Annotated in this window: 22 protein-coding genes; 12 read left to right on the top strand and 10 right to left on the bottom strand. The window is 70.6% G+C overall.

All coding sequences use genetic code 11. The features are described 5' to 3' along the window. Window positions 1-43 precede the first annotated feature (43 nt). The 5 genes from ACT9AS_RS01245 (at window position 44) to ACT9AS_RS01225 (ending at window position 5238) form a co-directional block, all read left to right on the top strand. The gene (locus ACT9AS_RS01245) at window positions 44-2656 is read left to right on the top strand and encodes a DEAD/DEAH box helicase (protein WP_445098301.1); all 2613 of its coding nucleotides are present in this window, start codon (window positions 44-46) and stop codon (window positions 2654-2656) included. Window positions 2657-2792: 136 nt separating this feature from the next. Continuing rightward, entirely contained in the window at window positions 2793-3803 is a 1011-nt protein-coding gene (locus ACT9AS_RS01240) for a ribonuclease H-like domain-containing protein (RefSeq protein ID WP_445098300.1), read from the top strand. 17 nt (window positions 3804-3820) lie between these two features. Continuing rightward, complete coding sequence (locus ACT9AS_RS01235) at window positions 3821-4132, top strand: I78 family peptidase inhibitor (protein ID WP_445098299.1); 312 nt, start codon at window positions 3821-3823, stop codon at window positions 4130-4132. A 150-nt stretch (window positions 4133-4282) separates the two neighbouring features. After that, window positions 4283-4804: a ribonuclease domain-containing protein gene (locus tag ACT9AS_RS01230; protein ID WP_445098298.1), complete on the top strand. Its 522-nt coding sequence runs from the start codon at window positions 4283-4285 to the stop codon at window positions 4802-4804. Next, complete coding sequence (locus ACT9AS_RS01225) at window positions 4801-5238, top strand: barstar family protein (protein WP_445098297.1); 438 nt, start codon at window positions 4801-4803, stop codon at window positions 5236-5238. Before ACT9AS_RS01230 ends, ACT9AS_RS01225 begins: the two co-directional genes overlap by 4 nt. A 144-nt stretch (window positions 5239-5382) precedes the next feature. Here ACT9AS_RS01225 and ACT9AS_RS01220 read toward each other — a convergent pair whose 3' ends face one another. From ACT9AS_RS01220 to recC, 9 genes are all read right to left on the bottom strand, one after another. Beyond that, window positions 5383-5616: a hypothetical protein gene (locus tag ACT9AS_RS01220; protein ID WP_445098296.1), complete on the bottom strand. Its 234-nt coding sequence runs from the start codon at window positions 5614-5616 to the stop codon at window positions 5383-5385. A gap of 154 nt (window positions 5617-5770) precedes the next feature. After that, window positions 5771-6010: a hypothetical protein gene (locus ACT9AS_RS01215; protein ID WP_445098295.1), complete on the bottom strand. Its 240-nt coding sequence runs from the start codon at window positions 6008-6010 to the stop codon at window positions 5771-5773. Window positions 6011-6302: 292 nt separating this feature from the next. Then, complete coding sequence (gene egtD, locus ACT9AS_RS01210) at window positions 6303-7283, bottom strand: L-histidine N(alpha)-methyltransferase (RefSeq protein ID WP_445098294.1); 981 nt, start codon at window positions 7281-7283, stop codon at window positions 6303-6305. Next, entirely contained in the window at window positions 7280-8698 is a 1419-nt protein-coding gene (gene egtB / locus ACT9AS_RS01205; RefSeq protein WP_445098293.1) for an ergothioneine biosynthesis protein EgtB, read from the bottom strand. Before egtB ends, egtD begins: the two co-directional genes overlap by 4 nt. Window positions 8699-8765: 67 nt before the next feature. Beyond that, window positions 8766-9356: a GTP cyclohydrolase I FolE gene (folE, locus tag ACT9AS_RS01200; protein WP_445098292.1), complete on the bottom strand. Its 591-nt coding sequence runs from the start codon at window positions 9354-9356 to the stop codon at window positions 8766-8768. Between the two features lie 109 nt (window positions 9357-9465). Next, window positions 9466-9933 (bottom strand): hypothetical protein, encoded by a 468-nt coding sequence (locus ACT9AS_RS01195; RefSeq protein WP_445098291.1) that lies wholly within the window; start codon window positions 9931-9933, stop codon window positions 9466-9468. A 112-nt stretch (window positions 9934-10045) separates the two neighbouring features. After that, the gene (recD, locus tag ACT9AS_RS01190; protein WP_445098290.1) at window positions 10046-11845 is read right to left on the bottom strand and encodes an exodeoxyribonuclease V subunit alpha; all 1800 of its coding nucleotides are present in this window, start codon (window positions 11843-11845) and stop codon (window positions 10046-10048) included. Beyond that, entirely contained in the window at window positions 11842-15522 is a 3681-nt protein-coding gene (locus tag ACT9AS_RS01185) for a UvrD-helicase domain-containing protein (protein ID WP_445098289.1), read from the bottom strand. Before ACT9AS_RS01185 ends, recD begins: the two co-directional genes overlap by 4 nt. Then, the gene (gene recC / locus ACT9AS_RS01180) at window positions 15519-18863 is read right to left on the bottom strand and encodes an exodeoxyribonuclease V subunit gamma (RefSeq protein ID WP_445098288.1); all 3345 of its coding nucleotides are present in this window, start codon (window positions 18861-18863) and stop codon (window positions 15519-15521) included. Before recC ends, ACT9AS_RS01185 begins: the two co-directional genes overlap by 4 nt. Window positions 18864-19020: 157 nt before the next feature. On the opposite strand from recC, the gene ACT9AS_RS01175 reads away from it, so the two are divergent. From ACT9AS_RS01175 to ACT9AS_RS01145, 7 genes are all read left to right on the top strand, one after another. Further along, window positions 19021-19809, top strand: a complete 789-nt coding sequence (locus ACT9AS_RS01175; protein WP_445098287.1) for an ATP-binding cassette domain-containing protein — start codon at window positions 19021-19023, stop codon at window positions 19807-19809. A 94-nt stretch (window positions 19810-19903) separates the two neighbouring features. Then, window positions 19904-20653, top strand: a complete 750-nt coding sequence (locus ACT9AS_RS01170; RefSeq protein WP_445098286.1) for an MlaE family lipid ABC transporter permease subunit — start codon at window positions 19904-19906, stop codon at window positions 20651-20653. Window positions 20654-20659: 6 nt separating this feature from the next. After that, the gene (mlaD, locus tag ACT9AS_RS01165; protein WP_445098285.1) at window positions 20660-21214 is read left to right on the top strand and encodes an outer membrane lipid asymmetry maintenance protein MlaD; all 555 of its coding nucleotides are present in this window, start codon (window positions 20660-20662) and stop codon (window positions 21212-21214) included. A gap of 5 nt (window positions 21215-21219) precedes the next feature. Then, entirely contained in the window at window positions 21220-21867 is a 648-nt protein-coding gene (locus tag ACT9AS_RS01160; RefSeq protein ID WP_445098284.1) for an ABC transporter substrate-binding protein, read from the top strand. A 2-nt stretch (window positions 21868-21869) separates the two neighbouring features. Then, entirely contained in the window at window positions 21870-22187 is a 318-nt protein-coding gene (locus ACT9AS_RS01155) for an STAS domain-containing protein (RefSeq protein WP_445098283.1), read from the top strand. Between the two features lie 67 nt (window positions 22188-22254). After that, window positions 22255-23397 carry an MlaA family lipoprotein gene (locus ACT9AS_RS01150; protein WP_445098282.1) on the top strand — a complete coding sequence of 381 codons (1143 nt, stop codon included), beginning with the start codon at window positions 22255-22257 and terminating at the stop codon, window positions 23395-23397. 90 nt (window positions 23398-23487) lie between these two features. Next, window positions 23488-23904: a hypothetical protein gene (locus ACT9AS_RS01145; RefSeq protein ID WP_445098281.1), complete on the top strand. Its 417-nt coding sequence runs from the start codon at window positions 23488-23490 to the stop codon at window positions 23902-23904. Between the two features lie 13 nt (window positions 23905-23917). On the opposite strand, the gene rmuC is transcribed toward ACT9AS_RS01145, so the two are convergent. Then, the gene (rmuC, locus tag ACT9AS_RS01140; RefSeq protein ID WP_445098280.1) at window positions 23918-25303 is read right to left on the bottom strand and encodes a DNA recombination protein RmuC; all 1386 of its coding nucleotides are present in this window, start codon (window positions 25301-25303) and stop codon (window positions 23918-23920) included. Window positions 25304-25336: the final 33 nt, after the last annotated feature.

Here is a 25336-nt window from a genome sequence, read left to right as displayed (position 1 = left end):
GCGACGGCGTGCTGCCCTACTGCCCCCTTTTGCGGGGCGGGACATGGCGCAGGCACTGGTGCGGCGGGACGCGGAGCGAAGCGCAACGACGGACCCACTCGATCCCGACACCACCCTGCCGGTACGCAGCCAGCGCCGCCATGGCGACGGCGCCGCGCTGACCCGGGCGCTGTCGAAGCGCTACGCCGACCGCATCACCGGCCACTTCACGATTCCAGGCCGTGACGGCGATTACGCACCGATCCCCGATGACGTTCCGGCCGCGCTGGCCTCCGCCCTGCGCGCGCGCGGCGTCGAGCAGCTCTACCGCCACCAGGCCGATGCCTGGCACGCCGCGCAACGTGGCGAAAACGTCGCCATCGTCACCCCGACCGCCTCGGGCAAGTCGCTATGCTACACGCTGCCGGTGGTCAGCGCGGCGATGCAGGGCAATGCCAAGGCGCTCTACCTGTTTCCGACCAAAGCACTGGCGCAGGACCAGGTCGCCGAGCTGCTGGAGCTCAACCGTGCCGGCGACCTCGGGGTCAAGGCCTTCACCTTCGACGGCGACACCCCCGGCGACGCGCGCCAGGCGATCCGCCTGCACGGCGACATCGTCGTGTCGAATCCCGACATGCTCCACCAGGCGATGCTGCCGCACCACACCAAGTGGGCGCAGTTCTTCGAGAACCTGCGCTACGTCGTGATCGACGAGATCCACACGTACCGTGGCGTGTTCGGCAGCCACGTCACCAACGTGCTGCGCCGGCTCAAGCGCATCTGCGCGTTCTACGGTGTCAGCCCGCAGTTCATCCTGTGCTCGGCGACGATCGGCAACCCGGCCGAGCACGCGCGCGCGCTGATCGAGGCCGACGTGCACGCGATTACCGAGTCCGGCGCGCCGACCGGCGACAGGCACGTGCTGCTGTGGAACCCGCCGGTAATCAACCCCGACCTCGGCCTGCGCGCGTCGGCGCGGTCGCAGGCCAACCGCATCGCCCGCATCGCGATCAAGGCCGGGCTGAAGACGCTGGTGTTCGCGCAGACCCGGCTGATGGTCGAGGTGCTGACCAAGTACCTCAAGGACGTGTTCGACGCCGACCCGCGCCGGCCGCCGCGCATCCGCGCCTACCGCGGCGGTTACCTGCCGACCGAGCGCCGCGCGGCCGAGCGTGACATGCGCGCGGGCCACATCGACGGGATCATCTCGACCTCGGCGCTGGAGCTCGGCGTCGACATCGGATCGCTCGACGTGGTCGTGCTCAACGGCTACCCGGGCTCGGTCGCGGCGACGTGGCAACGCTTCGGCCGCGCCGGCCGCCGCCAGCAACCGTCACTCGGCGTGCTGGTCGCCAACTCGCAGCCACTCGACCAGTACGTCGTGCGCCATCCCGACTTCTTCGCCGACGCCTCGCCCGAGCACGCGCGCACCGCACCGGACCAGCCGCTGATCCTGTTCGACCACATCCGCTGCGCCGCGTTCGAGTTGCCGTTCGTAGTCGATGAGGCGTTTGGCCCGATCGAGCCGGAGGTGTATCTCGAAGCGCTGGCCGAAACCGAAGTCGTCCACCGCGAAGGCGATCGCTGGGAATGGATCGCCGACAGCTACCCGGCCAACGCGGTGTCGCTGCGTTCGGTCGCCGACGGCAACTTCGTCGTGGTCGACCGCAGCGGCGGCAAGCAGCAGATCATCGCCGAGGTCGACTACTCCGCCGCCGCGCTGACCTTGTACGAAGGCGCGATCCACATGGTGCAGAGCACGCCGTACCAGGTCGAGCGGCTCGACTGGGACGGCCGCAAGGCCTACGTCACCCGCACCCATGTCGACTACTACACCGACTCGATCGACTACTCGAAATTGAAGGTGCTCGAGCGCTTCGACGGCATCGACGCGGGACAGGGCGACTGCGGCCACGGCGAGGTGCACGTGGTCCGCCGCGTCGCCGGCTACAAGAAGATCCGCTACTACACCCACGAGAACATCGGCTACGGCCCGGTCAACCTGCCCGACCAGGAGCTGCACACCACCGCGGTCTGGTGGCAGTTGCCGCAGGCGACCCTGCTGGCGTGGTTCGCCTCGCGCCAGGACGCGCTCGACGGTTTCCTCGGCGCCGGATACGCGCTGCACGTGGTGGCGACGGTGGCAGTGATGGCCGACGCGCGCGACCTGCAGAAGGCGGTCGGCAACGGCGACGGCGCGTGGTTCGCGACCGCCGACGCGAAGGGGCGCGGGCAGCTGCGCGGGGTCGAGGCGCCGGTCGAGAGTTTGTCGATTGCGCCCGGTGCGCGCGCACGGTTGCCACTGCAGGCGCACGACGAATTCGTCGCGATGCACGCCGGCGATGGCCATGGCTCCGCCGGCACCGCGCACGGCGCCACGTCATCCGCACACACCGCGCTACCGGCGAGCGGCGGCGAAGTCGAAATGCAGCAATTCGTTCCGACCATCTACCTCTACGACAACTTCCCCGGCGGCGTCGGCCTCAGCGAGCCGCTGTGGACGCGGCAATCGGAACTTGTCGCACGCGCGGCCGAACTGGTCGAGCGCTGCGACTGCAAGGCCGGCTGCCCGGCCTGCGTCGGCCCCGTGCTGGCTAGCGACGAGGACGGCGACGGCGCCACCCCGAAATCGCTGGCGCGGCGGGTGCTGGGTTTGCTGACGGAGGTGGCGGGGTGATCCGTTCCGTTCGCGCACCTCGAGGCCATTGTAGGAGCGACGTCAGTCGCGAACGCACGGCGAAACCGGGTATCAGTGAAATCGCGACTCACGTCGCTCCTACGCCGGCGCGTTCGCTTCCGCGACGGAACCAACCATGAGCGTCACCCTCGAGCGCCTGCGCGCACTCAAGCGCGAAGCCGGCGGACCGGCCGGTGCGCGATCGCAACCCGCACCGCCCGGCGCTCCGCAGCCTTCGCACGGGAGATCGCCGCCCACTCCCGGGCCACGACTCCCGTCATCGGTGCCGGTTCGGTCCGCCAACCCGGCCGACGCCCACGCAACTGCGCCCGCCTCCACCTCGATCGACACCCTGCGTCGCCTGCTCGGCGTGCGCGAACGCGCGCCCGCGTACCCGGCCGCCGCGCGCGGCCCGGTCGACCGTTCGCTGCCTGGCGACGAGATCGCGCCGGGCCTGCGCCTGCTCGAGGACTGGCTGCCGTTCCCCGCACCCGCCGATGCGCTGCCGCTGGCGTTCGCCAGGCGCGACGACATGGTCGACCCGCGCGACCTGCTGTTCTTCGACACCGAGACCACCGGCCTCGCCGGCGGCACCGGCACCCGCGCGTTCCAGATCGGCGCGGCCGACTGGCATGTGCACCCACTGCACGGCGACGGCCTGCGCGTGCGCCAGTTGCTGATCACCACGCTGGCCGCCGAGACCACGATGCTGCGCGAGTTCGCGCGCTGGCTGTCACCGTCCACCGTGCTGTCGAGCTACAACGGCCGCTGCTACGACGCGCCACTGCTGAAGACGCGCTACCGACTGGCCCGGCTGCCGTGCCCGATCACCCCGCTCGACCACGTCGACCTGCTGTTCCCGACCCGCCGGCGCTACCGCGGGGTATGGGAGAACTGCCGGCTGGCGACGATCGAGCGCGAGTTGCTGGGAATCGTGCGCGAGGACGACCTGCCCGGCTCGCAGGCACCGGCTGCATGGCTGTCGTACCTGCGCGGCGGCGCGTCGTCGTTGCTGCGCCGGGTCTGCGCGCACAACCACCAGGACGTGGTGACGCTGGCGCGGTTGATGCTGCGACTGGTCGCGGTCGAGCACGAAGCCAGTGTTTACGCGACGCACACGGCCCCGCCGGCAGGCTGCCACCGATAACCCGAGGAGTCACCGCCATGAGCCGTGCCGTCATCCACCCCGCCATCCTCCCCGTCTCCGTGCTGCTGCTGTCGATGGTCGCCTGCACCACGATGCCGCCGGTCGATGCGCCCCCGATGGCCGACGGACCCTGCGTGGCCGATGCGGCCTCGTGGTCGATCGGCCGCGCCGCGACCCCCGAGGTGGTGGAACGCGCGCGCGCCGAGAGCCACAGCACCGACGTGCGGGTGATCGAACCGGGCCAGCCGGTGACGATGGACTTCAACCCGGACCGGTTGAACATCAGCGTCAACGAGCGTGGTGCGATTACCGGGTTGAAGTGCGGGTAAGTCCCGGACGTTCCATGTCCCGCCTTGTGTAGGAGCGACGTAAGTCGCGATTTGACTGCTAACCGGGACCGCCGTGTGATCGCGACTTACGTCGCTCCTACGTGAACCGGCGTGGGAGAATCCGGATTCCGGATGAACCAAGGGGCAACCATGCGTCGCAACCGTTCGCTCTGGGTGGTGGCCGCGATCGTTCTGATCGGGTTGTGGGCGTGGACCCGGCAGACCGACAACGGCACGTTGCACGCGCCGCCGGGTTCCACGCCCGGCATCAACGCACCGGTCGCGCTGCCGGATTCCGGCGACGCCGGGCGCAGCGAGACTCGCGCCTCCACCCGGCATGGCGGCAATGATCGCGACAGATCGACCGGAGCCACCGCATCCACGACCTATCCGGCGTTCCTGCCGGCCGAGGCACACGCGGTACTCGACGCGATCGCCGATGGCGGACCCTACGAATACCGCCAGGATGGCGGCGTGTTCCAGAACCGCGAACGCCTGCTCCCCAGCCGTCCGCGCGGCTATTACCACGAGTTCACGGTGGAGACGCCCGGCTCGCGCGACCGCGGTGCGCGACGCATCGTGACCGGCGGCGACCCGCCGGTGGAGTATTTCTACACCGACGACCATTACCGCAGCTTCCGTCGCTTCGAGCTCGCCGGGGAACATCGATGAACGCCCTCGACCTGCGCGCCCTGCTCGCCGACCCGCTGCAGGCCGGCGCCTACTTCATCGATGACCGCAATACCACGGCGATGGCCGAGTCCGGTGCGGCACTGGATTTCGCGGTGGCCCGGGCCAACCTGGCCGGCTGCGAAGACAAGCCCGCGGTCCTTTCCGAGCTCGCCCGGGCGCTGGGCTTCCCCCAATGGTTCGGTGGCAACTGGGATGCGCTGGCCGACAGCCTCGGCGACCTGTCATGGCTGCCGGGACCGGGCTATCTGCTGCTGGTCGAAAACGCCGCCGACTGGCGCGATGCCGACGGCGAGGCATTCGACACCCTGCTGGCGATCCTCAACGAAGCCGCCGCCGACTGGCGCGAGCGCAACGTCGCATTCTGGGCCCTGCTGCCCCTACCCGAAACCCGCCTAGCGGAGCTGCAGATGTAGGAGCGGTGGCCGCATGCGGCCACCGGTAAGTCGCGAACGCACCACGATTCCGGCATGCAACGCAACGACACATGCCTACTCCCCACACAAGGCGGCCCGGAAAATACCGCCCCCGCAAAATGCCAAGCGCCCAGTCGTCTCCACTTAAGCCCGATCATCAATCCCACTGACACCCGCCTGCTTCGCACAGTGCGCGCAGCAATAGAACGTGCCGTCATGCTCCGCACCGTGGCCGATGATCCTGCACTGGCAGTGCGCGCACGTGGGAGCCAGCGCATGGATCGCGCATTCGAACGAATCGAACGTGCCGCTGCCGTTGTGCGCCTTCACGGTAAAGGCCTTGTCGTAATCGTTGCCGCAGACATCGCAGGTCGCCATGGTGCACCTCGGTTCGGGGAAGGTGCGGGCGAGTGTCGCGCGGGCGGTGATCAGCGACAGTGAAGACCGGCTGGCCTTGACTGGACAACTGAAGGGGACAGCTGGCCGGCATGCCGATGCATCGCCCCGGCCAGTCGTCCGGTCGGGCTGGACCTCAGTCGTCGTCGCCCACGCCGAAATCGATCCCGGCCGATTCCGACTCGCTCGACCAGGTGGCTTCCCGGGTGCGATCGCACCACGCCGGCACGGGCTCGCCGGGGCGGCCGATGCTGCCATCGCATTCCGGACGGGCATCAACCGCGGCATTGGTGTCGCGGTATTCCATGCTGCCGCAGGCCGTCAGCAGGCCGGTGGCGGTGAGGGCGGCGATCAGTGCGAGGGAGGTCGGACGCATGGCGGGCTCCTTGTGGGTGTGATGGCTGGAGTATGCATCGAGAAGCTGTTGCCGCGATGCCGGGCGGTGGGTGTAAACGGTGCCGGGGCTTTGCGGGTTCTATGACGGGTCCCTTCGCATACGCAAAATGCGGGGTTTCTTCGCGCACGCGATGCGGTCCCTTCGTGTAGGAGCGACGTAAGTCGCGATTTCACGGCGATCCCGGGCAGCAGTGAAATCGCGACTTACGTCGCTCCTACATCGAAGCAATACGGCGATCGGGTCGGTGCAGGCTCCGCCCGATCGCGGAAACTCACCCCACCGGCTCCGGCTGCAGCAACCGCAACCCGAACCAGTCGCGCGGTTCATTCCAGCGCTGCACGACCTGCAGGCCGGCGCGTGCGGCGAGCGCTTCGAAACGCGCATCGGTGTACTTGTGGCTGTACTCCACCTGCATGGCCTCCCCCTCGGCGAAGTGGAACGTGCGACCGTCGAGGTGCACATCCTGCGCGCGCTGGCTGACCAGGTGGGTTTCGATGCGGCCGCGCTCGCGCGAGTAGACGGCGCGGTGGCGGAAGCCGTCGAGGTCGAAGTCGCTGCCGATCTCGCGGTTGAGCCGGGTCAGCAGGTTGAGGGTGAACTCGGCGGTGACGCCGGCGGCGTCGTTGTAGGCGGCTTCGAGCAGGGCGACGTCCTTCTCCAGGTCGATCCCGACCAGCGCCTGGCCGCGCGGGCCCATGGTCGCGCGCATCGAGCACAGCAGCCGCAACGCATCGGCCTCGGCGAAGTTGCCGAGGGTCGAGCCGGGAAAGAACACCAGCGTATGGCCGGTCTCGCGCGCCGGTCGCGGCAGCGGCACGGGCTGGGTGAAGTCGGCGCAGACCGGCAACATCTCGATCCGCGGGAACGCTTCGGCCAGGCGCTCGACACTCGCGACCAGCGCGGTGCGCGAGATCTCGATCGGGGTGTAGGCGACCGGATCATCGAGTCCTTCCAGCAGCAGGTGGGTCTTGCGGCCGCTGCCGCTGCCGTACTCGACCACGTGCGCGAAGGACGCGACCGCGTCGTTGATCGCCGGCATCGACGATTCCAGCAGCTCAAGCTCGATCCGGGTCAGGTAGTACTCGGGCTGGCGGGTGATCTGCTCGAACAGTTGCGAGCCGCGCGCGTCGTAGAAGTATTTCGACGACAGCCACTTCGGCGTCGACGACAGTCCGGCGACGGTGTCACCGATGATGTCGTCGGGGGATGGATGCAGGTCGGTGATTGGCATGTCGATCGTGTGCGGCGTCATCGGTGGTCCCGGGCCAGTCGCAGGCCGGAAAACTGCCAGCGATCGGGTGCGTGGAAGAAGTTGCGGTAGCTCGCGCGCAGGTGGTCGCGCGCGCTCGCGCAGCTGCCGCCGCGCAGGACCTGCTGGGCGCTCATGAACTTGCCGTTGTACTCGCCGAGCGCGCCAGGCATCTCGCGGAAGCCGGGGTAGGCGGTGTAGGCGCTGGCGGTCCATTCCCAGATGTCGCCGAATAGTTGGCGGGGGTGGTCGGACGGCGACGGATCGCGAACAGGAAAAACAGGCTCCGATGTAGGAGCGACGTGAGTCGCGATTTCACTGATGTCCGATTGCGTCGTGCGATCGCGACTTACGTCGCTCCTACATGGAGCGGAACACGGGGTGGCGCCGGGCGCCGGGTGCAGCAGGTCGTCCTCGACGAAGTTGCCCTGCACCGGCACCTGCGCCGCGGCGTGTTCCCACTCGAACTCGGTCGGCAGCCGCGCGCCGGCCCAGCGCGCGAAGGCGTCGGCTTCGTAATGGCTCAGGTGGCAGGCCGGTGCGTTCGGATCGATCGCGCGCATGCCGCCGAGGGTGAACTCGTGCTCCAGCGCCTCGTCCCAGTACAGCGGACGGCTCCAGCCTTCGTCGTTGATCCGTGCCCACCCGTCGCTGAGCCACAGGGTGGCGGTGCGATAGCCGCCGTCGTCGATGAAAGCACGGTACTCGGCGTTGCTCACCGGCCGGCTGGCCAGCGCGTGCGCCGGCAGCAGCACGCGGTGGCGCGGCGATTCGTTGTCATAGGCGAACGCCTCGCCCGCGTCGGGCCAGGCGGCCGCGCCAACCTCGATGATCGCCTCGTCCTGGCGGCACCAGTCCAAGGGCGTGGCCACGCCTCCCGGCGACACGCGCAGATCGTTGCGATAGGCCGGCTTCAGCGGGTTGCACCAGAACGCGTGCTTGATGTCGGTCAGCAGCAATTCCTGGTGCTGCTGCTCGTGCTGCAGGCCGAGCACGATGCGCCGTTGCGACTCCTCATCCAGTTCGTCCCGCCCGAACGCCTGCTCGATCCGCTCGTCGACGCGTGCGCGGTAATCCAGCACCTGCGCCAGCGTCGGCCGCGACAACAGGCCGCGCTGTGGCCGCGCGTGCATCGGCCCGACGCTCTGGTAGTAGCTGTTGAACAGGTAGTCCCACGACGGGTCGACCGGCCGGTAGCCATCGCGCGCGCCGAGCACGAAGCGCTCGAAGAACCAGGTGGTGTGCGCCAGGTGCCACTTGGCGGGACTGGCGTCTGGCATCGACTGCACCATCGCATCCTCGGCCGACAGCGGCGCGGCGAGTGCGAGGCTGCGGGCGCGGACCGTGCGATAGCGCGCGCGGAGCGTGGCCGCGGGTGCGGCGCCAGCGTTCGCGGCGGTGGCGACGGTCGTCGACATCGGTGCCAGCATACCGTCCGCGCCGCTACTGCCCGGTGACCGCGGTCGCCGATCGGGGGTCAACCGTTCAGCGACCCGGGCCGACGTCGATGAACTGCAGGAACTCAGCGCGGGTGCGCGCGTCCTCACGGAAACTGCCGAGCATCTTCGAGGTGATCATGCTGACCCCGCGCTTGTGCACGCCGCGGGTGGTCATGCACTCGTGCGCGCCCTCGATCACCACGCCGACGCCGCGCGGCTGCAGCACGCGCTGGATGCAGTCGGCGATCTGCGAGGTCATCTTCTCCTGCACCTGGAAGCGCCGCGAGTAGGCCTCGACCACGCGCGCCAGCTTGCTGATGCCGACCACCTTGCCGTCGGGCAGGTAGCCGACATGCGCGCGGCCGATGATCGGCGCCATGTGGTGCTCGCAGTGGCTCTCGAACTGGATGTCGCGCAGCACGATCAGCTCGTCGTAGCCACAGACTTCCTCGAAGGTGCGCGCGAGGTACTCGTCGGGGTCCAGGCCGTAGCCGCTGAACCAGTCGGAATACGCCTTGGCGACCCGCTTCGGGGTGTCGATCAGGCCTTCGCGGGTCGGGTCCTCTCCGGCCCAGGCAAGCAGGGTGCGGACGGCGGATTCGGCTTCTTCGCGTGTGGGTTTGCTGGCATCGGCCATCGGACGGACCTGTTGCGGGGGATGCCCATGCTACTGCAGGGCCGGAAAAACGGGGCCGCAATGCGGCCCCGTCAATGCGATGCTGCTTGTTGTTATTGGCTTGTGTGGCTCAGCGGCCGTCGCGGTCGGCGTCGCCGGGCATGGCGCGCTCGATGTGATGCCAGCCGTCGCGCACGGCGTGTTTGGCGTCGTTCCATTCCAGCCGCGAGTTGGCCTGAGCACGGGTTTCATCCCAGTTGCGCTGCAGTTCCGGTTCGGCATCCTCGAACCGCTGGCCGCGGTACTGGCCGTAGGTCTGGTAGCCGTAGTCGTAGGCCGGCTCGTAGTCGTTCCAGTCGCGCTCGGCGGAGTAGTACGGCGCATTCCTGTATTCGGCCTTGAAATGCTCGCGGTACTCGGTCGGGTTGACCGCCTCGGCGATCGAATCGCCGGCCTTGGCGCCGATCACGCCACCGGCAACCGCACCGACGGCGCTGCCGACCGGGCCGCCGACCGCGCCGACCGCCGCGCCCGTCACCGCGCCGGCGACTGCGCCGGTGCCTGCACCGATACTGTGGTCTTTCTTGACATCGTTCATGGGGTTGCTCCGTAGGGACGTGGGGGGAACCGGCCACATGTGCCGGTCACCCGACCCTAGGCGTGCCCCGGTCCAGCCGGAGTGAATTGACGTGGCCTGCACCCGGGTCCGTTCAGCGCAGGCGGCCGGCGAGTCCGGAGGCGCGCTCGACGTGGCGGGCGAGCGCGCCGCGCAGCACCGCCTCGCTGGCGCAGACATGCAGTTCGCGACGCGCGCGGGTGATCGCGGTGTACAGCAGTTCGCGCGACAGGCCGCGACCGTCGGCGCGCGGCAGTTGCAGCCAGACGGTGTCGAACTCCGAGCCCTGGGCCTTGTGCACGGTCATCGCGAAGGCGCTGTCGTGCGCCGGCAGGGCGCCCGGATGGAAGCCGCGCACGCCGCCATCGACGCCGGGAAACCAGGCCCGCATCCCGTCGGCATCGCGCAGGCACACCCCGATGTCGCCGTTGAACAGTTGCTGGCGATGGCTGTTTTCGGTCACCAGCAGCAAGCGGCCCTGGAAGTAGGCCTGGTCACCACGGCGGGCGCCGGCCAGCGCGTCCTCGCTGCGCGCGTTGAGCCCACCCGCGCCCTGCGGCCCTTCGCGCAGGGCGGTCAGCAGGCGCAGGCGTGCGGCGTGTGCCAGCGCGGTTGCCGGATCGGTCGCGACGGCCAGCTGGCGCCAGTGGTCGAACAGCGCGTCGCGGCCGGCGCCGTCGAGCGGGTCGAGCCGGTTCTCGTGGAAATGCACGCCGGACAATCCGCCGCCACGCAGCAGCCCGAGCACGGTGTCGGCGTCGCCGGCGCGCACCGCCGACGCCAGCGGCGCCAGCTCGAAACCCTCGTCCTGACGGTAGCCGCGCTGCAGGTGCACGCGGTGGCCGGCGAGGGGTGCGCCGGTCGCGGCCGCACCTGCATCGTCCGCGGTGGCTTCGACGATCGCGGCAAGCACGTCGCCGGCCTCGACCGAGGGCAGCTGGTCGGGATCGCCGAGCAGCACCAGCCGCGCACCCTCGGGCACGGCTTCGGCGAGTTTGCACATCAGCGGCAGGTCGACCATCGAGGCCTCGTCGACCACGACCACGTCGAACGGCAACGGGTTGTCGGCGTCGCAGCGGAAACGCGGGCTGTCGGGGATCGTTCCGAGCAGGCGGTGCAGCGTGCTGGCGCCGGCCGGCATCGTCGCGAACAGGTCCGGGTCGATACCTGCGACACCCTGCAGCGCGGCGAGCGCCTTGCCCAGGCTTTCGGCCATGCGCTCTGCGGCGCGCCCGGTCGGTGCGGCCAGCGCGATCCGCGGCGGCGGGTGGCCGGCATGGCGGGCCTGCGCCGCCAGCAGCAACAGCAGCCGGGTGATGGTGGTGGTCTTGCCGGTGCCGGGGCCACCGGTGACCAGCAGCAGCGAACGTTCCAGGGCGACGACGGCCGCACGCGCCTGGCCATCGGCGCCGGGGGTTGTTCCGGTCGCGGACGCGGGGAATAGCGCCGCGAGCAGCGGCGCCAGTGCATCCCGTTCGACCGTGGCCGGCGCTTGCGCGGCCAGTCGGCGCAGGCGTTGCGCCAGGCGGTGCTCGTATTGGCGATAGCGGCGCAGGTAGAGCAGGCCGGACTCGAACACCAGCGGTGCGGTCGCCGGTGCGTCGTCGCCATCGCCGGGGCGACTGATCCAGCGCGAGCCGGCCAGCGCGGCGTTCCATTCTTCGGCCGAAGGCCAGTCGACCGCCGCGAGGGCCTCGTTGCCGAGCAGCAGCCGCGGCCGGGCCGGGTCGAAGCCGGCATGCCCCTGGCTCACCGCGAGCGAGGCCAGGGCGGCGCCGGCCAGCACCAGCGCGGGCGTCGCATCATCGCCATCGAGCCGGCGCAGGCTCTGCGCGAACGCGTGGTCGAGCGGCCGCAGCGCACCGGCTTTCCACAGCGCATCGAACAGGCTCATGCGCGACCTCCGAACAACGCGTCCAGCGCGTGCACCAGCGCCGGCGGCGGCACGTGCGCGTGGACGCCGGGAGCGTCGCCGGCGGTCGCGCCGGCATCCGGATCGAGCCCGCGGCAGAACAGGTAGCGCACGCCGCCGAAGTCGCGCGCGTAGTCGTATCCGTCGCCGAGCCGGAACCGCAGCCAGCGGTGCAGCGCGACGGTGTAGATCAGCGCCTGCAGGTCGTACTCGCTGTGCGCCATCGCCGCGTCGAGGCTGGCGCGGTCGTAGGCGGGCAGGCGGTTGGATTTGTAGTCGAGCAGGTACCAGCGGCCCCCGGCGCCGTAGGTCAGGTCGATCTTGCCGGTCATCAGGCCTTCGAGCCGGCGGCGCGCGCCGAATGCGTTGCGCGTGCGGACCACGCCGTGGTCGTGCAGGACGGCCAGCAGCCGGTCGACCGCGGTCGGCTGCATCGCAAAGTGGAACTCCAGTTCGGCGCGGCGTGCCGCGGGCGGCAGGTCGCACAGGCGGCCGCCCTCGGGCAGCGGCACGGTCAGCGTCCGGCCGACCAGTGGCGCCAGCTCGGCGATGCCGTCTTCGAGGTCGTCATCGGTGTAGCCCTCGGTGCGCAAAGCGTTGCGCAGTGCGGCGTCCTGGCCGGCCGGGATCGCACCGCCGCCATGCCAGTCCGACCACGCGGCGAAGTCGACGTGTTCGAGCCCGTCGTGCAGCACGTTGCCGAACCGGCTGCCGCTGAAGCGGCGGTCGAAGCCGGTGGTCGCAATGTCGGCGGTGGCGGCCTCCGCTTCCGGCAGCAGCGGCTCGTCGCTGGCCGCGCGCTCGTCGGCGCCGGTCATCGGAGTGGCTTCGCCGCCTTCGGCATGCGCGAGCTGGGTGAAGCTGTAGACCCACCAGTCGCGGTCGATCACGCGGCGGCTGCGGCGCGCGGCCGGCACGATGGTCTCGGCTTGCGGCGACAACGGCGCAGGTGGCGCCGCCAGCGGGGTGGCATCGATGGCGATCACCGGATTCGCGCGCAGGCGGTCGAGGTCGCCGAGCATCGGCGCGAGGCGGGTCCTGCCGTGGTTGTAGAACGGCCCGGTGGCGAGCCAGAGCGCATGGCGCGCGCGGGTCAGCCCGACGTAGAGCAGGCGTGCCTGCTCGGCCTGCTCTTCAACGGTGTGTTCGGCGCAGGCCGCCTTCCAGGCCGCGGATTCCCTGTCGACCTTCCAGTGCAGCACGCGTTGCTCGCCGTCGTGCACGATGCAATGGCGGACATCGTTGCGACCCTTGCCGCCGATGCCGATGAACGGCATGAACACCAGCGGGTACTCCAGGCCCTTGCTCTTGTGCAGGGTCACGATCTGCACCCGGCGCGCATCCGACTCCAGCCGCAGCAGTTGCGCCTCGTCGCTGCTGTCGGCACCGGCGATGGCCGCGCGCAGCCAGTCAAGCTGGCCGTGCAGGCCGGCGGCGGCCGCTTGCGCGTCCTGCATCAGCTCGCCCAGTTGCAGGTAGTTGGTCAACCGGCGCTCGCCATCGAGCAGGCCGAGCAGGCGCTCGCCGGCGGTCGCGCACAGGTCGGCGACCAGCGCCAGCGGGCCGTTGCGCTGCCAGCGCTCGCGCCAGCCCTGCGCCTGCTGCTGCAACACGCTCGAACGGGCGCCGCCGTCGTCGTCCAGCGCCGCGATGCCGGCCGCGTCGATGCCGACCAGCAGGGTCGCCAAGGCGGCGCGCAGGCGGCTGTCGTCGGCCGGCTGCATCAGCGCCTCGAACACCGCCAGCAACTCGCGCGCCTCGGCGGTCGCGAACAGGCTCTGCTTGCCGGCGGCGACCGCGGGAATGCCGGCGGCGGCCAGCGCCAGCTGCATTCGGGTGGCCTCGGTGTGGGTGCGCACGAGCACCGCGATGTCGCCGGGCTCGACCGGCCGGCCGTCGAGGGTGGCGGTGCCGGCGCGGCCTTCGAGCAACAGCGCGTGGATCGTGGCGACGCAGGCGCGGGCGGCCAGTTCGCGCGAGCGGTCGGCGCTGATCTTCGGATTCGACGGGTCGTCGGGATCCTCGATGACGCGCACGGTCAGTGCCGGGGCCGCCACGCCGCCGCGCAGGAAGTCGTCGTCACGGCGGCGGCCGCCGGCCTGCATCGGATGGAAGCGGATGCGGTCGTCCACAAACGGCGGCGCGATCGCGGGGTCGGCGGCATGCGCCTGGTCCGCGGCCGCGTACAGCGTCGCGATCGCGTCGAGCAGGCCGGGACGGGAACGGAAGTTGCGGTCGAGCGGCGGCGCGGGCGCGGCGGCATCCCGGGCCTGCAGGTAGGTGTGCACGTCGCCGCCACGGAAGCCGTAGATCGCCTGCTTGGGATCGCCGATCAGGTACAGCGAAGCCGGGTGCCGTCGGGCATCCAGTGGCTCGCCCGCGTCGCTGGATGGCTGCCCGAACACGCGCCGGAAGATCGCCCACTGGCGCGGGTCGGTGTCCTGGAACTCGTCGACCAGCGCAACCGCGTACTGCCTGCGCAGCGCGGCGACCAGCTCGTCGCCGCGCGGGCCGTCGAGTGCATCGGCGACGCCGTCGATCAGGTCGTCGTAGGTCTGCAGCCGGCGCACGCGCTTGAGTTCGGCCAGGCGCGTGCGCGCCTCGGCGCGGACGCGATGCAGCAACACGGTGCCGCGCGCATCGAGCCATGATTCGTAGTGGGCGCGGGCGTCGAGGAATGCATCGATCGCGTCGCACAGCGGCGACTGCGGCGTGCGGCCCTGCCCGGCCTTGTTGGTCTTGTCGAGCAGAACCCGCGTACCGAGCCGCGCAAGCCGGTCGTCGAACCCGGCGGCCGGTTCGGCGCGGTCGCACCAGCGCTGCAGGGCCTGCCAGCAGGTGTCGAGCGTGGCCACCTTGTACATGGTCGCGTTGATGAGCTTGCCGGCGACGGCGGCGTCGAGCGCCTCGCGCAGTTCGCGGGCGTGATCACCGAAGGCCTCGCGCAGGTGTTCCGCCGCCGCGGTTAGTTGCGGCAGCGGATCGTTCGCGATCGCCTCCGGCGCGGGCAGCAGGGGCGCGCGCGACAGCAGTGCGCCGAGGTCCGCCTGCAGCTGCCCGGGGCTCGTCCACAGCCGCGGCAGCAACAGTGCGCTGTCGGGGTCGGCGGCGAATACGCGCCACAGGTCGGCCGCCAGTTCCTCGCGCAGCGCGGCGTCGCTGGTGAGCAGGGTCGGGGCGTCGAATGCGCGGCCGCTTTCGAGCGCGTGCTCGCGCAGCACGCGGGCGCAGAAGCCGTGGATGGTGAAGATCGCCGCGAGGTCGACCTCCCACGCCGCCTGTTGCAGCCGATGTGCGAGTTGCACGCGGGTTTCGTCGCCATCGGCGAGGTGACGTTCGACGATCGCCCGGCTCAGCGCGGCCTCGGCGTCGCCATGGTCACCGTCGGGCGACGCCACGACCTTCGCCGCCAGCTCCAGTCGCTCACGGATGCGGCTGCGCAGTTCCTGCGTAGCCGCTTCGGTGAAAGTCACCGCCAGCACCTGGCCAATGCGCAGTCCACGCTCCACGACCAGCCGGGTGACCAGCGTGGCGAGGGTGAAGGTCTTGCCGGTGCCGGCGCTGGCCTCGATCAGGTGCAGGCCGTCGAGCGGTAGTTCCAGGTAGGGGTCGACGGCGGTGTCGACGGGACCGGTGTCGTGCAGGCTCGTGGCGCTCATGCCGTGGCCTCGCTGCGGCCGGCCGCGGTGTCGTCGGCGAAGCCGTCGAATGCCCGGCCTTCGACCAGCGCGCGGAAGATCCGCGTGTTGACCTCCTCGAACCGCTGGAAGACCGCGGCGTCGTCGAACAGGTCGCGCCCGCGCAGGGTCAGCCGGAACGCTTCGCCGTCTCGCTCGCCCCAGCGCTCGTGGCCGCCCTCCCAGCGTTCGCGCGCCTTGCGCCGGGCGGCATCGGGCCGGTCTTCGTTGTAGTAGGTCCAGCCGGTGTAGGGGCCCCACGGCAGTGGCTCGTTCAGGCCCTGCTGGCGCAGCTGCAGCAGCGCGCGCAGTGCGTCCCGTGCGGCCGCCGGGTCGAGCGGCGCACGCTCGCAAACTTCCGGGCCGTTACCGACATCGTGGAACCGCACCAGGGCGTGCGGCTGGCCGCTGGCGTTGGCCAGCAGCCAGTCGAGGCCGTCGCGGAGCTGCGCGCCGGCACCCGGTTCGCCGGGGCGGATGCGCCCGAGCCCGTTGCCCCAGACACCCTCGACATGGCCGTGGATGCGCACGCCGTCGAGTTGCAGGTCGATCGGCAGCCGCGTTTCCGGCGCATCGCCACGCCACTGTTCGAACAGCCGCACGTACTCGTTGAACCCGCGCCGCAGCTCCGCCAGCTGGACCTCGGCCAGCGGTCCGGTCGGAACCAGGCCGCGGGCGCGCAGGCGGGTCGCAAGATCGGCGGTGTCGCCATCGAGGGTGGCGCGCAATACCGCGTCCTGCAGCGCCACGCGTTCGAGCCCGCGCGCGGGAAGCAGCAACGGCTCCACGTCCTCGACCGACTCGACCGGATCCGGCAGCCGCATCGCCAGGCGCCGGCGCAGGTACTCGCCGGCCGGGTCGCGCAGGAACCGGCGCAACTCGGCGATGCCGATTTCATCCTCCACCGCGGCCGGCGCCGCCAGCACGGTGCCACTCCACGGCGCCAGCGGTTTGCGGCCGCCACCGGCGCGGTCGGCCGCCGGGTGCCATTCACTGCGGTAGCTATAGTGGCGCGGGTCGCTACCGGCACCGAACGCGGCCGGCGAGAACGGCTGCAACGGGTGCCGCAGCACCAGGGCTTCGTGCGCGGTTGCCGGGTCGGCGTGGTAACTGGCGGCGACGTCCAGCAGTTCCGACACCAGCACCGACGGCTCGCGTGCGCTGCCGTCGCGCGCATCGGCGCCGAGAAAGCTCAGGTAGAACACGTCGCCCGCCGAGGCCAGCAACTGCAGGAACAGGAAACGGTCGTCGTCGCGCAACGAGCGGTCACCGCGTCGGCGCCTGTCGGTGCCGAGTTCGGCAGTGAGCTGGTTGAGGCCGCCGGCCGGGTCGCGTCGCGGGTAGTCGCCGTCGTTCATGCCGAGCACGCAGATCGCGCGGAACGGCAGCAGCCGCATCGGCACCATCCGCCCGAAACTGATCCCGCCGGTCAGCAGCGGCGCGCGGGTGTCGGCCTCGGCCAGCACCGCGCCAAAGTGCGCGCGCACCACCTCCGACGCCACCGGCGCGTCGAAGCCGGCCGCGGCCGCGCCATCGGCGAACTCGCCGATCAGGACCCGCAGGCGATCCAGTGCGCGCTGGTCGCCGGGCCGTTGCGGCGGCGTCGGCAGCAGCGCGTCGAGCAGGCCGAGCAGGCGGGCGCGCCACTGGTTCGGGGGAATCGCGCCGGCCAGCATGCGTTCGTGCCGGGCCAGCACCCGCAGCAGCCGGATCAGCGCGTCGAGCGCGTCCAGGCCGCTGCCTTCCAGTTCGCTGTACGGGGCGACGCCGGCGATGTCGGCGTCGTCGCCGCTGGCGTGGCCGAGCAACAGGCGGTCGAGTGCGAACGCCCAGGTGCAGGCGTCGTCGCGCGGGGCCTGGCTGCGTTCGCGATGGGCCGCGTCGATGCCCCAGCGCGCGCCCGCCGCCTGCAGCCAGTGGTGCAGGCGCTGCAATGCCGGCGGGTCGAAGCCGGCCGCGTCGGCGATCACCGGGGTCGACAGCAGGTCGAGGATTTCATTGAGGCCGAAGCGCGACACCGGCAGCGCCAGCAGTCGCAGGAACACCTCGGCCAGCGGCTCGCCGGCCAACGGGCTGGCATCGGCCAGTGCGTACGGGATGAAGTCGTCGTGGCCGGCGCGGCCGCCAAACACCGCGTCGATGTACGGCGCGTAGGGGTCGATGTCCGGCGCCAGCACCGCGATTTCGCGAGGCTGCAGTGGCGGGTCGAAACGGCTGTCTTCCAGCAGGCCGCGCAACCGGTCGTGCAGCACCTGCACCTCGCGCAGCCGGGTGTGGCAGGCGTGGACCTGCAGGCTGTGGTCGGCGAGGTCGACCGCGGCGCGCCACGGCGTCGGCGGCGGTGCGCGCCGATGCAGCAGATCGCGCTGCAGGCGTTGCAGCAGGGTGTCGCTGGCGGGGTCGTCGTCGGGCCGGGTTTCCGGGTCGTCGTAGGCGGCGACCTCGCCGGAGGGGTGCACCACCTCGTAGCTGCCGAGCACCGCGACGAAATCGCGGCCGGCCTCGCCCCATTGCTGCAACAGCGGGTTTTCCTCGCCACCGCCGGCGAACGGATCGGCCTGTTGCGCACGCAACCGCTCGGCGAGGGTCTGCAGGTCGCCCCAGTACGAACGGGTCGGGCTCGGCATGTAGAAGTGCAGCTCGCCGACGCGGGCCTGGGTGGCGACCACGCGCAAGACGTCGGGCGAGATGTTGAGCGTGGCGAACGCGAACAGCCGCGTCGGCAACCCCGCCGGCAGCGGCGCGTCGGGGCCGGCGAACCGCCGCAGGTAATCGTCGATGCGACGCGCGCGGTGGGCGCGGCCACTGCCGACCTTGCGCCACAGCGCCGCCTGCGGGTCGCGCGGGGCCTCGCCGGCCTCCCAGCCGAGCAGCCAGTCGCGACGCCAGGCCTGGTATTTCTCGAACACCGCGGCCAGCTCGCCCGCCAGCGTCCACGGCTTGAGCGGATCGTTGCCATCGAGATAACGCCGCAGCGGTTGCAGCGCCGGCTCGCGCAGGGTCGCCTGGTCGGTCAGCGTCGCATGCAGGCGCCACTGCAGCGCGGCGGCGTCGAGATCGTCGCCGGCGCCCGGCACGTTGGCATCCAGCGCCCGCCGGACCAGCTCGCCGGGAGTCAGGAACTCGAGGTTGGCGGCAATCCCGTGCGCCTGCGCCAAGGTCGCCTGCAGCCAGCGCCGCATCGCCACCTGCGGGATCAGCACGATGTCCGGCGCCAGCAGCGGCTGCCCGGGAGCGGGGGCGCGCAACGCCTCGGCGAGCAGGGCCGCCAGCACTTCCAGCGAATTGGAGTGGTAAAGGCGGAAGTCGGGCGCGTCGGGCATGCGGTCATCTTGCCGCAGCGGTGTCGCAGCGTGCGAGACACCCCGGCAGCCAGCCGCGTGCGCGCCGGTCCGGGCCCTGCGACAATGCCGCCAATCCATTGTTCAGGTTCCTGTCGCCAAGCTGCGCGATTGCAATGCTGGCTGGCATATCGTCCCGATGACCGATTCCGACCCCATCGTCCGCCTTACCGGCCTGCGTCTCGAGCGCGGTGGTCGCGCCGTGCTGCGCGATATCGACCTGGTGGTGCCGCGCGGGCAGGTGGTCGCCGTGCTCGGCCCGTCGGGCAGCGGCAAGTCGACCCTGCTGGCGGCGCTGACCGGCGAGCTGGAACCGGCGGCCGGGTCGGTCGAGGTGCTCGGCCAGCCGGTGCCGCGCAACCCGCGCGCGTTGCTGGAGCTGCGCAAGGGCATCGGCGTGCTGCTGCAGGGCAACGGTTTGCTGACCGACCTGACCGCGGCCGAGAACGTCGCGCTGCCTCTGCGCACGCATACAAAGCTGCCGAAGCCGGTGATCGCACGACTGGTGGCGATGAAGCTCAACGCGGTCGGGCTGCGCGCTGCTGCCGACGCGTTTCCGCGCGAGCTGTCCGGCGGCATGGCGCGTCGGGTCGCGCTGGCCCGGGCGCTGGCGCTGGACCCGCCGCTGATGATCTACGACGAACCGCTGACCGGGCTCGACCCGATTGCGTCCGGGGTGGTGATGGACCTGGTGCGCCGGCTCAACGACAGCCTCGGGCTGACCAGCATCGTGGTCACCCATCACGTGCATGAGACCCTGCCGGTGGCCGACCACGCGATCGTGATCGCCAATGGGGGGATCGTGTTCTCCGGGACGCCGCAGGCGTTGCAGGAGAGCCGCGATCCGCTGGTGCGGCAGTTCCTGGATGGCGAGCCGGATGGGCCGATTCCCTTTGACGCCGCGCCGCGGCATGAGGAAGCCGCATGATGTCCAGCGCCCTGCCTCGGCGCTGCGCGCCTCGGGCCCTCACCCCAGCCCTCTCCCGCAAGCGGGAGAGGGAGTTTTTCGCGGGAGTTTGTTGATGCCGTTCGTTGCCGCCACCCGTTCGGTCGGCCGCGCCGGCCTGTTCACGCTGTCGGTGCTGTCGGCGTCGAAGCCGAGTGTCGACCTGTTCCGCGAGTTCGTCCGCGAGATCTACAAGATCGGCGCGCGTTCGCTGCCGATCATCGCTGTTGGCGGCGCGTTCGTCGGACTTTCGGTGACGCTGCTGGGCTATCGCGCGCTCGACACCTACGGCGCGTCCAACCAGGTCAGCGCAATCCTCGGCCTCGGCATCTACCGCGAACTCGGCCCGGTGCTGACCGCGCTGCTGTTCATCGGCCGCGCCGGGTCGTCGATCGCCGCCGAACTCGGCCTGATGCGCGCCACCGACCAGATCACCGCGCTCGGGCTGATGGCGATCAACCCGGTCGGCAAGGTGGTCGCCCCAAGGTTCTGGGCGGCGGTGCTGTGCGTGCCGCTGCTGACCGGCTTCTTCTGCAGCCTGGCGATCAGCGCCAGCTACTTCGAGGCGGTCCACGTGATCGGCATCGACTCGGGGATCTACTGGCAGGTGCTGAAGGACAGCGTCGATTTCGTCGACGACTTCGGCATGGCGCTGGTCAAGTCGGCGGTGTTCGGCGCGGTCGCGGCGCTGGTCGCGTCGTACGTCGGCTTCAACGCCGAACCGACCATCGAGGGCACCTCGGTGGCGACCACCAAGGCAGTGGTCAACGCTTCGCTGCTGGTGCTGATGTTCAACTTCGTCATGTCCGCGTTGCTTTTCAGGTAACTACTTATGTCCTCCCGTGCCCCACGTATTGAGTTTGCCGTCGGCGCCTTCCTGCTGCTGGCGCTGGCCTCGCTGCTGGTGCTGGCAATCGCCTCCACCAACGGCAAGTTCGGCTTCGGTGGCGACCACTACGAGATCACCGCGCGCTTCACCAACCTCGGGCCGCTGCGCGCCAACGCGCCGGTCAAGATCGGCGGGGTCGCGATCGGCCACGTGTCCGGCATCGCGCTGGACCCGGTCAAGCTCGATTCGGTGGTGACGCTGGCGATCGACGACCGCTACGACGACCTGCCGGCCGACACCAGCGCGGCGATCCTGACCTCCGGCCTGCTCGGCGAGAGCTACGTCGGCCTGCAGCCCGGCGGCGACCCGGAACCGCTGAAGGAAGGCGATGCGATCTTCCTGACCCAGTCCTCGGTCGACCTGATCCAGATGGTCGGCAAGTACATGTTCAGCGGCGGCCCGGACAATGGCGCCGAACCTGCGGGCGCGGACGAGGCCCCGGCCACCGACGTGCCCGCCTACCTGCAGGAAAGCGACCCCGCATCCCCCACGGAATGAAGCTCATGAAGCGCAACCTCATCGCCACCGTCATCGCCGCCGCGCTGCTGGCCGGCGTTCCGGCCACCGTCCTCGCCGCCCCGCAGGCCGCGAGCGCCACCACCACCGCCAGCTCGCCGAGCAAGATGGTGCTGGACAACTCGACCCGCATCCTGACCACGCTGGAAGCCCGCCGCGACGAGTTCAAGGCCGACCGCGGGGCCTTGCAGGACTTCGTCGCCAGCGAGTTCAACCAGATGTTCGACCGCACCTACGCCGGCCGGCTGGTGCTGGGCCGCCACGGCCGCGGCGCCTCCGATGCCGACGTCAAGCTGTTCGCCGACGCCCTGGCCGAGAACCTGATGCAGCGCTACGGCTCCTCGCTGCTGGACTTCAACAGCAAGCTGCGGGTGCGGATGAAGTCCGAGACCCCGCTGCGCGGCGGTTCGATGGTCAAGGTCTCCAGCGAGTTCCTGCGCGAGGGCGGCGAGCCGATCCCGGTCGACTACCTGATGCGCAAGGTCGGCGACGACTGGAAGGTGTTCGACGTGATGGTCGAGGGCGTGAGCTTCGTGCAGACGTTCCGCAACCAGTTCGACGGCCCGCTGTCGCGCAAGTCGATCGCCGAGGTCGCCGCCGACCTCAAGGCCGGCAAGCTCAAGGCCGGCGAGTAACCATGACCGTCGCGCCGGCCGCCGCAGCCGCAGCCGCAGCCGCCAGCGTCGTCCGCGAGGGCGACGCGCTGGTGTTCCGCGGCGCGATCGACCGCGCCGCGGCGCCGGCACTGTGGAAACAGGCGCAGCCGCTGCTGGCCGGCAGCCGGCGGATCGCGCTCGGCGCGGCCGGGTCGATCGACAGCGCCGGACTCGCCCTGCTGGCCGAACTGGCCGCCCGCGCGCCGGGGATCGTGGTCGAAGGCGAGCCGCCCGGCCTGTCCGAATTGCGCGCCGCCTATCGGCTGGGTCCGGACCTCGGATTCGGCAGCGGCCGCTGATCCGCAACGCGGTGTTGCGACCCCGCGCATGGCCCTCGTCGCCACTGCGCCCTAAACTGCCCCTCTTATGCGCCCCCACGCCCCCACTCCGTTGGCCCCGCTTGCCGGCCGCACGACCCGTGTCCGCGGCCTGCTGACCACTACGACGCTGGCGTTGTCGCTGGCCGCCGCCGGTTGCGCATCCACCGGGTCGAGCCCGTCACCGTCGCCGGCACCCGCTGCGTTGCCTTCCGCCTCCGCGACGGGAATGGAGACCCCGATCGCCACTGCGCCGATGCCCGCCGATGCAACGGCGTCGCAAACCGCAGGCGCGGGCATGCAGGCGGACGCGGCACTCCAGGCGCCGGTTTCAGCGGCTCCGGCCTCGACCGTGGCCCCGGCGCCGACGCCCGCACCGGCGGAAGACCCGCGCACCCAGGCCGAGATCGACTACGCCGCGATCTACGGCGGGCAGGACAGCTACAACCCGGTGGCCGACCCCACCCTGCCGGCACCCGCACAGATGAGCGGCGGTTATGACCCGTGGGAGTCGTACAACCGCAAAATGCACCGCTTCAACAACGCGGTCGACCGCACCATCGCCCGGCCGCTGGCACGCGCCTACGTCGCGGTGGTGCCGCGACCGATCCGGCTCGGCGTGCGCAACTTCTTCAGCAACCTCGGCCAGCCGGTATCGGCGGTCAACGCGCTGCTGCAGGGCAAGCCCAAGCAGGCCGCGCAGGCGATCGGCCGCTTCGCGCTCAATTCCACCCTCGGCATCGGCGGCATCTTCGACCCCGCCAGCGACGCCAGGCTGTCGCGGCGCAGCGAGGACTTCGGCCAGACCCTGGGCATCTGGGGCTGGGAAAAGTCGCGTTACGTCGAGTTGCCGCTGTTCGGCCCGCGCACCGTGCGCGACGTGTTCGGGATGGTCGGCGACGCGCCGCTGAGCCCGCTGCGCCAGGTCAATGACGACGCCACCCGGATCCCGCTGCAGGGCCTGCAACTGGTCGACGTGCGCACCCAGCTGCTGGCGACCGACAGCCTGCGCGAGGGCGTCGCCGACGATTACGCGCTGGTCCGCGATGCGTGGATGCAGCGCCGCGATTACCAGATATTCGGCGACCGCAGGGACGAGGAAGACGAAGTCGCGCTGCCCGACTACCTGCGCGACGACAGCCTGCCGATCGTGCCCGCCGGCGCGGTGCCGGTGATGCCGACCGACGGCTGAACCGGGACGGCCTCGGTGGAACGCGTCACGCCTCGGGGATAGGCTCACCGGGTCTGCAATCCCGACAGTCGTCCAAAAGGAGTTTGCCCGATGCGTATCCCCCGTTCGTCCATCCCCGTGTTCGGCCTGCTGTCGTTGCTCGGCGTATCCGCCTGCACCTCGGCGACCCCGTATGCGGACCTGCCGCAGACCACCGTGCGCGGTCTCTACGTGTCGCAGGACGGTGCACAGACGCTGCGCCCCTGCGGTGCCGCGGACATCCACTGGATCACCGGCTCCGATGCCGTGCTCGAACCCGTGCGCACCCGCTCGGAAGCGCGCTCCATGGCGTTGGGGCAGCCCCACCAAGGCGTCTACGCGGAAGTCAGCGGCGGGCTGGAAACGCCGCCGGCCGAAGGCGTGCCCGTGGGCTACGACGGCGTGCTGCATGCCAGCCACGCGACCCTGCTGGCCGACCATCTCCCACCCAGCTGCGTGGCCACGGCACCCGCGACCGCGGGCGCCTGATCACTCGCTGTCGTCACCCCTCGCTGTCGTCACTCTCGCTGTCGTCACCCTGGGGGCCGGCACCGAGCAGGTGCCGGCTCTCGTCGGCCGGCAACGATTCGACATCGCGCAGCTTGCGGGTCAATACCCGGGTACGGCGCTCGGTGTCGTCGATCTTGTTGCCGGCCTCGACCAGCTTCTTCTTGACCCCGGCCAGCACGTCGCCGAACTTGCCGAACTCGGTCTTGACCGCGCCGAGGGTGCGCCACACCTCGCTGGAACGCTCCTGGATCGCCAAGGTCCGGAACCCCATCTGGAAGCTCGTCATCAGCGCCAGCAGCGTGGTCGGACCGGCGACCGCGATGCGCTGGTCGCGTTGCAGCGCGTCGACCAGTCCCGGGCGACGCAGCACTTCCGCGTACAGGCCCTCGGTCGGCAGGAACAGGATGCCGAACTCGGTAGTGTGCGGCGCGCACAAGTACTTTTCGCGGATGCGCGCGGCCTCCTTGCGCACCGCACGCTCCAGCGCGTCGCTGGCGGCGCGCGCGGACTCGACCTCGCCACGCTCCTGCGCGTCGAGCAGGCGCTCGTAATCCTCGCGCGGGAACTTGGCATCGATCGGCAGCCACACCGGTGCCTCACCGCTGGAGCCGGGGAAGCGCACCGCGAACTCGACACGCTCGTTGCTGCCCGGCACCGTCGCCACGTTGGCGGCGTACTGGTCCGGGGCGAACACCTGCTCCAGCAGGCCAGCCAACTGCACCTCGCCGAACACGCCGCGTGACTTGACGTTGCTCAGCACCCGCTGCAGGCCGCCGACATCGGCCGCCAGCTTGGTCATGTCGCCCAGGCCCTGGTGGACCTTGGCCAGCATGGTGGTGACGTTGCCGAAGCTCTCGGTCAGGCGCGTTTCCAGGGTGGCGTGCAGCTTCTCGTCGACCGTCGCGCGCATCTGTTCGAGCCTGGCGGCGTTGTCGGCCTGCAGTTCACGCAGTTTCTGTTCGAGCGTGGCGCGCATCTCGCCGATGCGTTGCTCGTTGCGCTGGGTCAGCTCGCTCAGGCGCTGGCCGATCGCATCGCTGGAGCGCTGCTGCAATTCGGCGCCCTCGGCGCGCGCCTTGCGGGCGTCCTCGATCAGCGCCTCGCGCAACAGGTCGAGGCGCTGGTCGGTGCGTGCGGTCAATTCGGCGAGGTTGCGGCCGAAACCGTCGATGCGGGTTTCCTGCTGGCCCGACAGGCTGTCGAGTTGCTGTCGCAGTTCGGCGCGGCCACTGCGCTGCTCGTCACGCAGGGCCTGCTCCAGCCGGCCGCGATGCGCCTCCAGCGCGGCATCGGGCTTGCGCAGCAACAGCAGCACGAGCAACACGATCGCAACGAGGACGGCGACCAAAAGGACAACGAGAAGCGCGGATTCGGACATGCCGCCAGTGTAGCCGTCGCGGTCGCAGCGGTT

This window comes from Lysobacter sp. F60174L2 (assembly GCF_052547135.1).
This window is presented reverse-complemented; position numbering and strand designations above follow the sequence as displayed.

What these genes read in the sequence shown, in the direction of transcription:
- ACT9AS_RS01185 (WP_445098289.1), bottom strand. Translation starts at nt 15,522, where the DNA reads ATGAGCGCCACGAGCCTGCACGACACCGGTCCCGTCGACACCGCCGTC.
- ACT9AS_RS01195 (WP_445098291.1), bottom strand. Translation starts at nt 9,933, where the DNA reads ATGAACGATGTCAAGAAAGACCACAGTATCGGTGCAGGCACCGGCGCA.
- ACT9AS_RS01220 (WP_445098296.1), bottom strand. Translation starts at nt 5,616, where the DNA reads ATGGCGACCTGCGATGTCTGCGGCAACGATTACGACAAGGCCTTTACC.
- recC (WP_445098288.1), bottom strand. Translation starts at nt 18,863, where the DNA reads ATGCCCGACGCGCCCGACTTCCGCCTTTACCACTCCAATTCGCTGGAA.
- ACT9AS_RS01170 (WP_445098286.1), top strand. Translation starts at nt 19,904, where the DNA reads ATGCCGTTCGTTGCCGCCACCCGTTCGGTCGGCCGCGCCGGCCTGTTC.
- ACT9AS_RS01225 (WP_445098297.1), top strand. Translation starts at nt 4,801, where the DNA reads ATGAACGCCCTCGACCTGCGCGCCCTGCTCGCCGACCCGCTGCAGGCC.
- mlaD (WP_445098285.1), top strand. Translation starts at nt 20,660, where the DNA reads ATGTCCTCCCGTGCCCCACGTATTGAGTTTGCCGTCGGCGCCTTCCTG.
- ACT9AS_RS01150 (WP_445098282.1), top strand. Translation starts at nt 22,255, where the DNA reads ATGCGCCCCCACGCCCCCACTCCGTTGGCCCCGCTTGCCGGCCGCACG.
- ACT9AS_RS01240 (WP_445098300.1), top strand. Translation starts at nt 2,793, where the DNA reads ATGAGCGTCACCCTCGAGCGCCTGCGCGCACTCAAGCGCGAAGCCGGC.
- ACT9AS_RS01245 (WP_445098301.1), top strand. Translation starts at nt 44, where the DNA reads ATGGCGCAGGCACTGGTGCGGCGGGACGCGGAGCGAAGCGCAACGACG.
- recD (WP_445098290.1), bottom strand. Translation starts at nt 11,845, where the DNA reads ATGAGCCTGTTCGATGCGCTGTGGAAAGCCGGTGCGCTGCGGCCGCTC.
- ACT9AS_RS01155 (WP_445098283.1), top strand. Translation starts at nt 21,870, where the DNA reads ATGACCGTCGCGCCGGCCGCCGCAGCCGCAGCCGCAGCCGCCAGCGTC.
- folE (WP_445098292.1), bottom strand. Translation starts at nt 9,356, where the DNA reads ATGGCCGATGCCAGCAAACCCACACGCGAAGAAGCCGAATCCGCCGTC.
- egtB (WP_445098293.1), bottom strand. Translation starts at nt 8,698, where the DNA reads ATGTCGACGACCGTCGCCACCGCCGCGAACGCTGGCGCCGCACCCGCG.
- egtD (WP_445098294.1), bottom strand. Translation starts at nt 7,283, where the DNA reads ATGACGCCGCACACGATCGACATGCCAATCACCGACCTGCATCCATCC.
- ACT9AS_RS01175 (WP_445098287.1), top strand. Translation starts at nt 19,021, where the DNA reads ATGACCGATTCCGACCCCATCGTCCGCCTTACCGGCCTGCGTCTCGAG.
- ACT9AS_RS01230 (WP_445098298.1), top strand. Translation starts at nt 4,283, where the DNA reads ATGCGTCGCAACCGTTCGCTCTGGGTGGTGGCCGCGATCGTTCTGATC.
- ACT9AS_RS01160 (WP_445098284.1), top strand. Translation starts at nt 21,220, where the DNA reads ATGAAGCGCAACCTCATCGCCACCGTCATCGCCGCCGCGCTGCTGGCC.
- ACT9AS_RS01215 (WP_445098295.1), bottom strand. Translation starts at nt 6,010, where the DNA reads ATGCGTCCGACCTCCCTCGCACTGATCGCCGCCCTCACCGCCACCGGC.
- ACT9AS_RS01145 (WP_445098281.1), top strand. Translation starts at nt 23,488, where the DNA reads ATGCGTATCCCCCGTTCGTCCATCCCCGTGTTCGGCCTGCTGTCGTTG.
- rmuC (WP_445098280.1), bottom strand. Translation starts at nt 25,303, where the DNA reads ATGTCCGAATCCGCGCTTCTCGTTGTCCTTTTGGTCGCCGTCCTCGTT.
- ACT9AS_RS01235 (WP_445098299.1), top strand. Translation starts at nt 3,821, where the DNA reads ATGAGCCGTGCCGTCATCCACCCCGCCATCCTCCCCGTCTCCGTGCTG.